Source organism: Gemmatimonadaceae bacterium (genome assembly GCA_019752115.1).
In the GTDB taxonomy this organism is placed as follows: domain Bacteria; phylum Gemmatimonadota; class Gemmatimonadetes; order Gemmatimonadales; family Gemmatimonadaceae; genus Gemmatimonas.
This window is the reverse complement of the sequence record JAIEMN010000045.1, coordinates 15,790-28,561: the sequence shown is the minus strand read 5'-3', so window position 1 is coordinate 28,561 and position 12,772 is coordinate 15,790. Positions and strand designations below refer to the sequence as shown.

8 protein-coding genes are annotated in these 12,772 nt (G+C 67.0%); 3 read left to right on the top strand and 5 right to left on the bottom strand.

Going from position 1 to position 12,772, the window contains the following annotated elements; translation table 11 throughout:
- Positions 1-15: 15 nt before the first annotated feature.
- Together K2R93_18075 and K2R93_18070 are read right to left on the bottom strand one after the other, a co-directional pair.
- Positions 16-1,563: a PAS domain-containing protein gene (locus tag K2R93_18075; protein MBY0491752.1), complete on the bottom strand. Its 1,548-nt coding sequence runs from the start codon at positions 1,561-1,563 to the stop codon at positions 16-18.
- A 152-nt stretch (positions 1,564-1,715) separates the two neighbouring features.
- Complete coding sequence (locus K2R93_18070; GenBank protein ID MBY0491751.1) at positions 1,716-2,261, bottom strand: DUF4256 domain-containing protein; 546 nt, start codon at positions 2,259-2,261, stop codon at positions 1,716-1,718.
- Between the two features lie 478 nt (positions 2,262-2,739).
- Here K2R93_18070 and K2R93_18065 point away from each other — a divergent pair, with 478 nt between their 5' ends.
- Positions 2,740-4,524 (top strand): DUF2075 domain-containing protein, encoded by a 1,785-nt coding sequence (locus K2R93_18065; protein MBY0491750.1) that lies wholly within the window; start codon positions 2,740-2,742, stop codon positions 4,522-4,524.
- Between the two features lie 15 nt (positions 4,525-4,539).
- Here K2R93_18065 and K2R93_18060 read toward each other — a convergent pair whose 3' ends face one another.
- Positions 4,540-6,273, bottom strand: coding sequence for a hypothetical protein (locus K2R93_18060; GenBank protein ID MBY0491749.1), 1,734 nt, complete (start codon positions 6,271-6,273; stop codon positions 4,540-4,542).
- A 122-nt stretch (positions 6,274-6,395) separates the two neighbouring features.
- On the opposite strand from K2R93_18060, the gene K2R93_18055 reads away from it, so the two are divergent.
- Together K2R93_18055 and K2R93_18050 are read left to right on the top strand one after the other, a co-directional pair.
- On the top strand, positions 6,396-7,013 hold the full coding sequence (locus tag K2R93_18055) for a helix-turn-helix domain-containing protein (GenBank protein ID MBY0491748.1): 618 nt from the start codon (positions 6,396-6,398) through the stop codon (positions 7,011-7,013).
- A complete protein-coding gene (locus K2R93_18050; protein MBY0491747.1) occupies positions 7,010-7,825 on the top strand; it encodes an SRPBCC domain-containing protein in 816 nt (271 codons plus the stop codon). Before K2R93_18055 ends, K2R93_18050 begins: the two co-directional genes overlap by 4 nt.
- A gap of 191 nt (positions 7,826-8,016) precedes the next feature.
- Here the strand turns inward: K2R93_18050 and K2R93_18045 are convergent, their stop codons facing one another.
- Positions 8,017-9,156 carry a hypothetical protein gene (locus K2R93_18045; GenBank protein ID MBY0491746.1) on the bottom strand — a complete coding sequence of 380 codons (1,140 nt, stop codon included), beginning with the start codon at positions 9,154-9,156 and terminating at the stop codon, positions 8,017-8,019.
- An 85-nt stretch (positions 9,157-9,241) separates the two neighbouring features.
- A complete protein-coding gene (locus K2R93_18040; GenBank protein MBY0491745.1) occupies positions 9,242-12,682 on the bottom strand; it encodes a hypothetical protein in 3,441 nt (1,146 codons plus the stop codon).
- Positions 12,683-12,772: the final 90 nt, after the last annotated feature.

Here is a 12,772-nt window from a genome sequence, read left to right as displayed (position 1 = left end):
CCGCCGTTCGGTCGCTCAGCCTGCCACAGCCGACTCCCAGATCCGCTCCAATGCCGCCAGGAGCTCGGCCGATCCGAATGGCTTCGCCATCAGCAGCACCGAGTCCTGCACCGTTGCGGTCTCCTCCGGCGTCAGGTAGCCACTCATCAGTACCGCCGGGAGCGGGGTGCGGAGGGTGCGCAACTGCGCCACCAGATCATGGCCGTCGCCGTCCGCGAGCGTGATGTCCGAGATCACCGCATGCAGCGGTCCCTCGTGTGCGCGCACCAGATGCAGGGCATCGTCCACGCCAGAGGCCTCGAGCACCGTGTAGCCGGCGCGTCGCAACCCGCGCGCCACGTAGACGCGAACGCCCAGATCGTCGTCAACGACGAGCAGGGTTTCGACACGCGTGATGGCGCGCGCAATGTTCGGGCGTTCCACGGTGGTGGGAGACGGCGGCTCGGCCGCGGCCGGCAAGTGAATCGTGAAGACCGTGCCGTGGTCGAGCTGCGAGGTCACGCCGATCGTTCCACCATTGCTATTCACGATGGCGTAGACGGTCGCGAGCCCGAGACCAAAGCCACTCCGTTCCGCATTCGTGGTGAAGTACGGCTCGAAGATGCGCGCCATGATCGACGGGCTCATGCCGGCGCCGGTATCGCGCACCGTCAGCTCGAGATCCGTCAAGGCGTCCACGGTGCCACCGGCCACCCATGCGGGATTCCGCGTGGCCACGACGAGCGTGCCACGCCCGCGCATGGCATCACGCGCGTTCGTGGCCAGATTCACGATGACCTGCGACAGCTGCCCGTCATCGATCTTCACCACCGTGCGCGTGGCGTCCAACTGCAGATCAATGCGAATCTGCTCACCCAGCAGTCGCTGCAGCATCGGCGTCATGCCGCGCAGCAGCTCGTGCACGCACACGAAGCGGCGCGCCGTGGGGGTCTGACGACTGAACGTCAGCAGCTGCCGCGTGAGCTGGGCGGCACGGTCCACGGCATCGCGCATCGTCCGCACATCAGTCTGGGCGTCGCCGGCGGGCAGCGTCTCCCGGAGGTTGTCGCAGATGCTGCCGATCACCGTCAGCAGATTGTTGAAATCGTGGGACAGTCCGGCGGCCAGTCGCCCGACCGACTCCATGCGCTGCGACTGTTCCTGCGCCAGCTCGGCGTGCCGCTGCTCCGTGATGTCGGTGCCGAAACCCAGCACGTACTCGACCTCGCCATCTGACGCAAAGGACGGCAGCAGCATCCGGCGGTAGTGGCGCGTCTCCCCGCTGCGGGCGGTGAAGCTTTCGTCGAAGGAGCAGGGCTCGCCGGTGCGCGCGACCCGTCGCACGGCATTCAGGCGTCGAACCGCGACATCGACGGGCAGTCCGCGCCGATGCCCGTATTCCGCATCGGTCTTGCCGACGATCCACTGCCGCACTTCGGGATCACCGATCGCACTCGGTGTGACGTACAGATATCGCCCGTCGGGTCGAAGGACCGCGAGTTGCGTCGGGAGCGCCGCAAGAATGGACGCCAGGGACTGGGACAGCTCGGCAGGAAGCCCATCGTCGGGCTTTCGTGGCGGCATCGTCGCTCGCACGGAAGGAGGCAGGAAACTCTACAGCAGCCTCGACTATACGCGAATGCCGAACGACGCGTTCGCACATTTTCGTGAAATGCACGACACGAATGCCCGCCGCGAGAGCACCACGGCCCGACGGTGTCCTCGCTTCCTGGCGTCTACACGACCAACTGCCCCCGCCAACCGCGCGCGGCATAGTACGACTGGGCCCCATTATGGTACGTAAAGACCCGCCCATAGCGCCGATCACCAAAGATCGATCCACCGAGTTTCCGCACTGCGGGCGGCGTCAGCAGCCAACTCGATGTCTTGAGATCGAATGACCCGAGCTGCTGCAGCGCCGCGTACTGCGCTTCATCCAGCAGCTGCACACCCATCGCGGCGGCCATCCCCACGGCACTCCCCACCGGCTTCGCTTCCTTGCGTGCGTCGAGCGCCTCCTGATCGTAGCACAGACTGCGGCGACCACTCGGGCTTTCCGCCGAGCAATCGCAGAACGTGACGGCCCCGCTCTTGGCATCGCAGGCAATCACATCCGGCTCACCGCCGGTGTCCTCCATCGCCTTGAGCACATCGAGCGCGGTCTTGCTCGCCTCGAGGCGTGCGTGCACCTGCTCCCAGGTGATGCCCTTGTGTCGGGCCGCGTGCGTGTCGAAGCGGGCGCGCAGCGTAGCCAGCAGGGCAGTCTTCTCAGCGGCTTTCATCGAACGACCAGATGAGGTGAAGAGGCGGGACTCCGTATTGTGCACGCGGTGCGACCTATTTGGCGAACCCATCCAGAAAGGCGCGCGCAAACGGCGAGCGCTCGATCGCGGCTTCATCCGGGCGTGCACGTGGGAGTTCCCCGCGAACGAGGGCAGCGCCGGCGCGATCAGACCAGAGAGTCGGGGTACCGCAGGGAGGGATTTCGTCCCTACTTCGCCGCGGTTCTGAACACGCGCTAGTTTCGGAGAAAATCGACTCTCGGCGCGGTCGGCTAACCGTCGCGCCGGTGAATGTGACGCCGTCCACTGCCTCGTCAGCCGACATCGAATGAAATCGAATCGACCTGCCTCCGGTTGGGAGTCCTCCTTCGCGGAATTCCGGGAAGCTCCACCCCGCACGATCCGTGAACGGCTCGCAGAATTTGTCGTGGATGCATCGGAAGAGCAGCGGCGCGCCTGGGCAGATTCTATTCCGCCCTTGCAGGCTGAGGTGTCGGAAGTGCTGATTCGCGACGAGCTGGCACGACAGTATTCGGCGATTCTCGAGTATGAGCTGCCGATGGAGTCCCGTCGTCCCGATGTGATTCTGCTCGTGGGCGCCGGAGTGATGGTCGTTGAGCTCAAGGGAAAGCTGTCGCCTTCCCAGGCGGATCTGGATCAGGCGGCCGCGTACGCCCGTGATCTACGCAACTATCACCGCGAGTGCGCGAATCGGGACGTCGTGCCGGTGCTGGTACCCACACGCGCGCGCGGCTATCAGCACCAAATCGATGGCGTGCATGTAGCCGGCCCCGATGCGCTGGACGACCTAGTCGCAGAGATTACTCGCGCACGACGGGAGCCCGTTATCAACCGACAAGCCTTCCTGTCGGAAGAGGCTTATTGCCCGTTACCGACCATTGTGGAAGCGGCGCGTGAATTGATGGCCTCCGGTACGTTGCGCACGATCTCTCGTGCGCACGCGGCAACCAAGCCGGCGCTCGAGGAGATCACGCGACTGATCCACTTGGCAGCGGCGACCAAGTCTCGACACCTGATCCTGCTGACGGGGGTTCCAGGGGCGGGGAAGACACTCGTGGGCCTGCAAACGGTGCACGCCCGCTTTCTCGATGATCTCGCAGTGGACCGCGGGAACGCGAAGCCGTCCGCGCCAGCCGTCTATCTCAGTGGAAACGGCCCGTTGGTCGAGGTGCTGCAATACGAAATGAAAAGCGCGGGCGGTGACGGCAAAACGTTCGTGCGCGGCGTGAAGGAGTACGTCAAGCGCTACTCGTCAGCGCGCTCGCCCATACCGCCAGAGCACGTGCTGATTTTCGATGAGGCGCAACGTGCGTATGACCGCGACAAGATGCGCGCGTCACACAAGAATGACGCGGCACGAAGCGAGCCAGAGGAATTCATTACCTTCGCGGATCGCATACCAGACTGGTGTGTCGTCGTAGGACTCATCGGCAGCGGCCAAGAGATTCACGTTGGCGAGGAGGCCGGCCTGGCGCAGTGGCGCATCGCGGTGGAGGGATCCTCGAAGTCGAACGAGTGGACCATTCATGCGCCACCCGCCGTCGCCGGACTGTTTCGTAGCGGCACGGTCGAATTTGAACTCACGCCGGCGCTGAACCTCGACACAGAGCTTCGCTTTCATCAAGCAAAGGACCTGCACCGCTATGTGGCGCAGCTGCTCGACGGCGTGGAGGCGGCACAGTTAGCACCCATCGCTCACCGCTTGAATGCCGATGGACTTCACCTGCGCATCACGCGATCGCTTGATGTTGCCAAGCGCTATCTGCGTGATCGATATGGAGAAGATCGCAACGCCCGCTTTGGCATGATCGCTTCCTCGAAAGATCGGGACCTGGCCGCATTCGGCGTTCCCAACGACTTTCAGTCCACCAAGCGGGTCAAGATGGGGCCGTGGTATGGCGACCATGAGCGGGATTACGGTGGGCACAGCTGTCGTCGCCTGGAGACCTGTGTCACCGAGTTTGGCGCACAGGGCCTTGAGCTAGACGCCGCGCTGCTCGCGTGGGGCACGGACTTCATCCGTCACGATGGCCTCTGGTCCAACGCGCGCGCTAGCGGATATCGTCAGCGATCACTGGTACGTGATGCGTTTCAGCTTCGGCTGAACGCATATCGCGTGCTCCTCACACGCGGTCGCGACGCCACGGTGGTATACGTCCCGCCACTCGAGTGCCTCAACGAGACCTACCGATACCTCGTGGACTCGGGCATGACCGAGCTCCTGGAGCGTCGAGAGGAGTAGGCGCGACAAGGCGTTCTAGGATCCCCGCCCCACCGTCCAGTCGCGCGCAAACGCATACAAGCAAGCGAGCATCGGCGATGCCATCGCCGCCGCCACAAACGGCTGCTCCGTGGCACCGCTTTTGGCGCGAAGCGTTTGGAGCATCGCGATTCGCCCTCGCGTTGACCGCGGCACGGCGCCCCCCAGCCGCACCAACGGCGCCAACCGTACAAATCCCTCCCGCTCCGCCGCACTGAACCCCGCAAACGGATCCGCCGCCGGCAGCCCCAGCGCACGTGCCAGCGCCTCCGCGATCTCCCTGGCCGCCGCGCGGTGATCATGCGGGTGCGTCCGCTCCAGCAGCTGCGCCGCCCCGTGCGCGCACCGCGCGAGCCACGGTTCCGGGAAGTACGGGTACGCGTCGCCGCCGGGGAGGACGAGCTGCATCGTGCCATGTGCCAGTGCGCGCAGCGTGGCGGCCGATGACTTCTTCACCTTCGCGCGCGCCAGCCGCGCCGCCTCACGCTCGGCGCGCTCACGTAACGCCGGCTCGTACGGGCGGAACCCCAGGCGCCAATAGAACCAGTACGCGCCACTCGCGATCGCTTCGTCGTTCTCCTCGCCGAACTGCACCGCGTCCACGACAAAGCGCGTGACGCCAAACAGCGTGTGGAACGCCCGCAGCGTCTGCTGCCACAGGAACGCCGCCTCCGATCCGCGGAAGGGCGCGAAGATGTTGAGCCCCGTGTTCGCCTGATGCCACAGCGGCGTCACGCCGCCATAGCCCACCGGCACGGTGTTCGAGAACAGCACGTAGCCGTAGTTCGATTCGAGGCTGAGCCGCCGTTCCGGGCGCACCCCCAACACCGCCAGAGCCACGCCCTCGCCCAGCGAACACCACCACACTTCCGCCGGGTTCGCGTGCGAGAAGGCGTACACTTCGCGGCAGCGGGCGGCGAGCACCGCACGCGCCACGTCGATCACCGCACGCGCGCGTGGCTCGCTGAGCAACTCGATATCCGGCAGTGGCGTGGCGATGCCGGCGATCGGATCGCCCGTCACACGGCGCATCGCGCGGCGCGGGACCACGGTCGGCTCCGTGAGCGCGTTGTGCGTGACCGACCCCTCCGATTGCCGCAACGACCAGCGCACCGGCGGTGGCTGAAGATCGTACTGCGCCCGGAACGCCGCGTATGCCGCTGGAGGCGCGGCTGCGGCGCTGGCCATGAGCCAGGCGAGGGCGCTCTCCTGGCGGCGATCGCGTTCGCCATCCATCCACGCCCGCGTGCTGAACTCGCCGCTTTCAAAGCCGTCGTCTTCCGCGGGATGCAGCAACGGGCGGATCATCGCATCGATCGCACTCGTGTCGTCGATGGCCGCCCAGTCCAATTCGGCCGCGCGCGGCCAGCGCGCGGTGATCCAGTGCGCGATCTCGGCGGTCGGCGAATACGCGCTCACGCTACCGGCCATGCCGCTGTCGTTGGCGAGGGCCCGCTGGCGGGGCGACAGCGCGCGCAGCGCCGGCTCGATACGCCGAAGCGCGCCCCGCGCGGCGTCGCGCACGGCGATCGAGTCGGGAAACGCGCAGAGAAAGAGCAGATCCTCCTGGAGCGCATCGAGCGCTCGGTAGCTGCGGAGCCGGACCCCGCGCCGGGCGATGGCCCGGAGCAACGCCAGCTTGGCCGCGGTGGTCGCCCCGTCGTGCTCACGGCACAGCGGCCGGAGGGCGGCGCACGCCGCGGCACTGAGGGGTCGACGGGGGGTCGGCATGGGGCGACAGTACGCCCCCGCGTTCGCTCGGGGCGTCGGGGATTGCCCCCAGCCCGGTGAGGGTCAGGATGAGGCGAGACTCGCTATTGACAAGAAAGTTTGTCAAAGGTACCCTACCTCCCATGTTCGACGTCCACGTCATCGACGACCCCGCCGCGGCCACCGTCGCCCTCGACCCGGTCCGCGCTCGCCTCCTCGCGGAGCTCGCCGAGCCGGCCTCGGCGGCCACCCTGGCCACCCGGGTCGGGCTCGCCCGGCAGAAGGTCAACTACCACCTGCGCGCCCTCGAAGCACACGGGCTGGTGCAGTTGGCCGAGGAGAAGCAGTGGGGCGGCCTGACGGAACGGCGGCTGGTGGCGTCGGCGGCGAGCTACATGGTGTCGCCGCAGGCGCTGGGCCCGGCGGCCATCACGCCCGAGCGGACGCGCGATCGGCTCTCGGCCAGTTACCTCGTGGCCCTCGGCGCGCGCATGGTGCGCGAAGTGGGCGCCCTGGTCCGGCGGGCGCACGACGCCGGGAAGCGGCTGGCGACGCTGTCGATCGATACCGAGGTGCACTTCGCCTCGCCCGCCGATCGCGCGGCGTTCACGCACGAACTCGCCAACGCGGTCGCCGACCTCGTGGCGACGTACCACCACCCCACCGCGCCGGGCTCCCGCGCCCATCGTCTCATTGTGGCGGCGCATCCACTCCCTCTGCCGCAGCCCCCGCTGCCGCCTACCCCAACGGAGCTCTCATGAGCGTGCATCAGGATCCCAACGGACGTCGGTCCGTGTCCATCGAAGTCGACGTGCCGGGCACGCCCGAACAGATCTGGCAGGCCATCGCCACCAGCGAAGGCGTGTCGAGCTGGTTTCAACCGACCGAGTTCGAAATGCAGGACGGCAAAGTAGTCGTGCAGGCCTCGACCTTTGGCCCCGACATGGTGGCGCGCTCGAAGGTGACGGCGTGGGACGCCCCGCGGATGTTCGCGACCGAAATGCAGGGGTGGATTCCCGGCTCACCGCCGCTCGCCACCGAGTGGCACGTCGAGGCCAAGAGCGGCGACGCGTGCACCATTCGCATCGTGTACAGCCTCTTCGCCGATAACGCCGACTGGGACGATCAGCTCCTCGGCGCGAGCGGGGCCTTTGGTGGCTTCCTGCGCACGCTGCGTATCTACTGCACGCACTTCCTGGGCAAGCCGAGCGCCGTGATGCAGATCGCGATCCCGGCCGCGATGAGCGAGGCGGAGGCGTGGGACGCGCTCACCACGATGGTGGGCGTAAAGGGGCGCGCGGTGGGCGAGTCATTCTCGGCGCCCACTGGCGCGCCGGAGTACGCCGGCGTGCTCGAGTTCTACACTGATGATCCCAAGGATGCGCTCTTCCGTGTGAGTGCGCCGGGCGAAGCGATTGGTGCGTTGGGCGTGTACACGTATCCCGGCGCGGACCACACGATGGTGGCGGTGAACTTCTATCACTACGGCAGCGACGCGAAGGAACGCGCGCAGCGTGAGCAGGGCGTGTGGGAGTCGTGGATGCAGGCGCGATTCCCTGCCCCCGCCGCGTAGGCAGTTGATCGGACCTCAGAATTCAGAGCCCCGATCAGGCATCCGAATTCGGTCTCGCCATCTGACATCAGCCATCGGGCCCCGGGATTCAGAAATCGCCACTGATGTCTGAATCCCGAGGCCCGAAGAGCGATCTCCGCGACCGAGACCGAATTCTGAAGCCCGATCAGGCTCCGATGTCTGAAGCCCGATCACACGAGCGCGCGGGCCCTCGCGATGCGCGTCAACTCGGCGCGCATCGCCGGATCCTTCGACGCCTGCACACGCCGCTCGGCTTCCTCGAGCGTCGCCATCCCCGTCTCGCGCTCGCCTGCCGCAACGCGCACGGCGCCTTCGGTACGCAGCCGCGCGATGGGTGATTCGAACGGCGATGGAGTGGCGGCCTGCAGTTCCGCGCGCGCCCGCGCCGCGTCGCGTTCACCCACGGCCGCCCAGTACGCCGATTCGAGCGTCACATATGACTGCAGTGTGGGTGAAAGCGTCTCACGCGCCGCCCGAACCTCGGCCATGTGCACCGCAGCACGGGCATCATCGCCGACCTCGGTGGCGTGGCTATACAGCATGAGATGCAGCATCGTCCCGTCGAGCGAGTGATCGGCCAAGTGTGCGGCGCGCTCGAGCAGGGCGCGGTCCCACTCCCTGGCCGGCACTCCCGCCGACGCCAGCGAGGCCAGCGCCGACGAGTAGCACCAGCGATCGGCCGCCTCGCCGCCCGCGCGCAACATGCGGAGCCGCGCGCCGTCGGTATAGAACTGACCCGTGCGCGATGGCACCGTGGTCGCCAGGAAGATGCCGAACGACGCCAACGCCGTAAGCACGAGATACAGGCGTGCGGTCCGTTCACCGAGTGGCAGTAACGCCGCACACGACGCGGTCAGCAGCAGCGAGGCGAGCGGGCCCCACATCACGACGCGGGTGAGGTTGGCCCGCAGTGCTGGCCCCGGAACGGCCGCCGGGATGGTGGCAGCCACCCCGCCCCAGAGCGCGGCCGTGCGATTGAACTGCACACGCACCGCGCCATCGATTCGCCGCACCACCAGAGGACCCGCCGCGAAGAGCATGAAGCGGTTCCCCTGCACCAGCCCGGCGATGAGGTGCCCCAGCTCGTGCACCAGCAACACCGTCCACAAGCCCAGGAAGACGACCACGCCAATGATCGGAAGCGGCGTGCGCTCGACGCCGATCACGTCGCGACCCGATGATTTGGCCAGGGTACCGCCGAGGGCGCCGACGCCGAGCCCCACCGCGGCCATGACGAGAATCGTCAGCACCATACGCACGGGTGAGGCGCGGCGTGCGGGGGTCTGGGGCGGAGCGGCAGTGCGGGACATGGGCACAAGATGGCCGAAAATGCGCAAGCGGGCACCGGAGACGCTCCGGTGCCCGCCTTTTGTTACATCACGGCACACGCGCGGGTTACATCCCCGCCGGCACCGTCAGTGTCACGCCGGCACCCTGCAGCGCTGCGGCCAGCGCACGCGCCTTCGCGAGCATCGCCTGCCCTTCGCTCATCGCCGCGCTGAGCGCCGAGAGCGCCGCCGCCATCTGCTTTTGCTGCCCATCACCCGGCACGGCCCACTCGCCGAGCAGGTTGCCCTTCGCACCGGCGACCTGCTGCAACGCGTTCTGCGCCGCCGCGGCCGCTGCGGCACCACCACCGCCGCCACCACCACCGAAGCCACCGCCGAACGCCGACACGCCCACGCCGAGGTTCGGCCGGAACGCATCCCACTCCTTCTGGAAGGCATCGAACTGCGCCTTCACATCGGCACTCGCGCTCGGCGTCGAATCGAGCTTCGCCTTCGCGGCGCGCAGCGCCGTGTTGAGCGTGGTGAGCTTCGCCGCGAGATCGGTGCCCTGCTGCTGTGCGGTGTGCAGCTCCATCGCCTTGGCGTTCCACGCCGCGCGCTCTGCACCCGTGAGCGTCACCTGCGGGTCCATGACGATCGTGAGCTTCTTGGTTTCGACCGTCTTGCCGTCGGCTACCAGGGCGACGTTATACGTGCCCGGCAGCACCTGCGGGCCCTGCGGGCCGCCACCACCGCCACGGCCGAAGCCACCGAAACCGCCGGCGTTGCCGCACGGATTCTCGGCCTGATACCCCACCGGCGGCAGGTTCTCCGGATACCCCGGAATCACCACGCGCGGCTGGAAGCCCCCCGGACCACCGGCGCCGCGACCGCCACCGGCCGGCGGGCCGGCGGGCGCATTCGCATCGCGAATCGGTTCGACGCGATGATCCCAGCACACCGTCTGGATGCCCGCGACATTCTTCGCCGCCGGCACCGGCAGTTCCCGCACGAGCGTGCCATTCGCATCGGTGATGCGCAGCGAGGGATTGCCCACTGGCTTCTTGAAGTGCAGCTGGATCACCGCATCCGTGGGCGGGTTCTCGCCCGTCCAGAACTGGTGGCCCCAGAACTCTTCGTTGCGATCATCCTTGCTCTTCCACTGCAGCGACGGGCCCGGCGTGAAGAGCTTCGCATCGGCCGCCTGCGCCGCAGCGTACTCCTGGATGGGCTCGAGGTGATCGAGAATCCAGATGGCGCGGCCGTGCGACGCCACGATGAGCGCGTTGTCGCGCGGGTGGATCGTGAGCTCGTCCACGCGCACCGTGGGGAAGTTCGCCTTGAAGCGCTTCCACGTGGTGCCGCGATCGATGGACAGGAAGATCCCCGTTTCGGTGCCGATATAGAGCACGTCCGGGTTCTTCGTGTCTTCGGTGAGCGTCTTCACCACTTCATCGTGCAGGTTGTTCGTGAGCTTCGTGAACGTCTGCCCGTAGTTCTTCGACACCCAGATGTAGCTCTGGTAGTCGTTGAGGCGATGGTTGTCGACCGTGACGTACACCGTGGCCGCATCGAAGCGGCTCGGCACGACTTCACTCACGAACGCATGCCCCGCGGGGAAGCCCGGCAGGTTCTTCGTGATGTTCGTCCACGTCTTGCCGTTGTCCTTCGACATGCTCACGGTGCCGTCATCGGTGCCCGTGTAGAACACCCCCGGCTGCTTCGGGCTTTCGGCAAGCGCCACGATCGTGGGCCAGGCGGCAATGCCGTCGTTCTTGGCGATCGTGATGTCCTTGCCCTTGAGCCCCATCGTCACGATGGAGTCGCGGATCTCGTTCTTCGTGAGATCGGGGCTGATCGCTTCCCACGAGTCGCCGCGGTCGCGCGAACGGAACACCCGGTTGCCGGCGGCGAGCAGCACGTGCGCATCGGCACCGCTCAGCAGCAGTGGCGTATCCCAGTGGAAGCGATACGTCTCGCCCTTGGTGGCATTCACCACATTCTGCGGCGTCGGGCGGATGGAGCGCGATTCGCCGGTCACCTTGTTGCGGCGGATCATGTTGCCGTCCTGCGACTCGGTATAGATGATGCGCGAGTCGAACTGGTCGGGGATGGCCACGAAGCCGTCGCCGCCAAGGATCTGGAACCAGTCGTAGTTGTAGATGCCGCGGCTATGACGCGAGGCGCTCGGGCCACACCAGTCATAGTTGTCCTGCATACCGCCGCACACGTTGAACGGATACTCCATGTCGTAACCGACATGGTAGAAGAGCCCCACCGGGATCGTGAGGTGCGCCTGCCACGTCTTGGCCATGTCGTACGACATCGCCACGCCACCGTCACCGCCGATCAGCACATGATCGCCGTTCTTCGGGTCGATCCAGATGGCGTGGATGTCGTCATGAACGACAAGCGCGGCGTCGGTCTCGAACGTCTTGCCGCCGTCGAGCGAGAGATGCAGCCCCACGCCGCCGGCGTAGATGCGATCGCTGTTGTTCGCATCGATGCGGATCTGCGAGAAGTACATCGGGCGCGCGTTGGTGGCGCTCATCTTGGTCCACGTCGCGCCGCCGTCGGTGCTCCGGTAGGTGCCCGTCACGCCCGCATTCGCGCCCGCTCCTCCGCGTCCCTCCGCCGGCGCGCCGGCGCCCTCTGCGCCCTCGGCCGGCGCCGCGGCGCCACGTCCGCCCACGATGGGCGCCGGCCCTTCGACCTGCGCGTAGACGATGTTCTGATCCTTACGGAACACGTCGACGGCGATGCGACCGAGTGAGCCGGTGGGGAAGCCCGTACCGGTGACCTTGGTCCACGTGTCACCACCATCGGTGCTCTTCCAGAGCGCGCTGCCCGGGCCGCCACCATTCATGCAGCAGGCCGTTCGGCGACGCTGATAAGTGCTCGCGTAGAGCACGTTCGGGTCCTGCGCCGACATCACGAGGTCATTCGCACCCGTTTCGTCGTCGACCTTGAGGACCTGCTTCCACGTCTTGCCGCCGTCGGTGGTCTTGTAGACCCCGCGTTCACCGCCGGGGCCGAAGAGCGGGCCCGTCGCGGCCACCAGAACCACATCGTTGTTCGTCGGATGAATGACGATGCGGTTGATGTGCTTCGATTCCGGCAGCCCCATCAGCGCGAATGTCTTGCCGCCGTCGGTGCTCTTCCAGATGCCCCCGCCCCAGCTCGTGCTCTGGCGGTTGTTCGACTCGCCGGCGCCGACCCACAGGAGATCGGGGTTCGACTGCGACACCGCGACATCACCGATCGCGATGAGCCCCTGGTCCTGGAAGATCGGGGTGTAGGTCGCGCCGTTGTTGGTGGTCTTCCACACGCCACCGTGCGCGGTGCCGACGTAGTAGATCGCCGGATTGGCTTCGTAGACGGCGAAGTCGGCGATGCGCCCCGACATCGTGGCCGGGCCGATGGAGCGGAAGTGCAGCTTGTCGAATTCGGTCGCAACCGGGACAGGCGCCAGCGGCGCCGGGGCCGCCGCGACCTTGGCCGGTGCTTTCCCCTTGGGCGCTTGCGCCGCGAGCGGGGCCGACGCGCCGGCCAGGGACAGGATCGCCAAGGGAGCGATCCTGCGCAGGGAACGGGACATGAGACGGATGGGTGGGAAGGGGGACCATCGAGGGCTGTGTGCCCGGGGGATAACGTGCGC

Excerpts from the sequence above, each read along its gene's own strand:
- K2R93_18075 (MBY0491752.1), bottom strand. The coding sequence starts at position 1,563 with ATGCCGCCACGAAAGCCCGACGATGGGCTTCCTGCCGAGCTGTCCCAG.
- K2R93_18070 (MBY0491751.1), bottom strand. The coding sequence starts at position 2,261 with ATGAAAGCCGCTGAGAAGACTGCCCTGCTGGCTACGCTGCGCGCCCGC.
- K2R93_18060 (MBY0491749.1), bottom strand. The coding sequence starts at position 6,273 with ATGCCGACCCCCCGTCGACCCCTCAGTGCCGCGGCGTGCGCCGCCCTC.
- K2R93_18055 (MBY0491748.1), top strand. The coding sequence starts at position 6,396 with ATGTTCGACGTCCACGTCATCGACGACCCCGCCGCGGCCACCGTCGCC.
- K2R93_18050 (MBY0491747.1), top strand. The coding sequence starts at position 7,010 with ATGAGCGTGCATCAGGATCCCAACGGACGTCGGTCCGTGTCCATCGAA.
- K2R93_18045 (MBY0491746.1), bottom strand. The coding sequence starts at position 9,156 with ATGTCCCGCACTGCCGCTCCGCCCCAGACCCCCGCACGCCGCGCCTCA.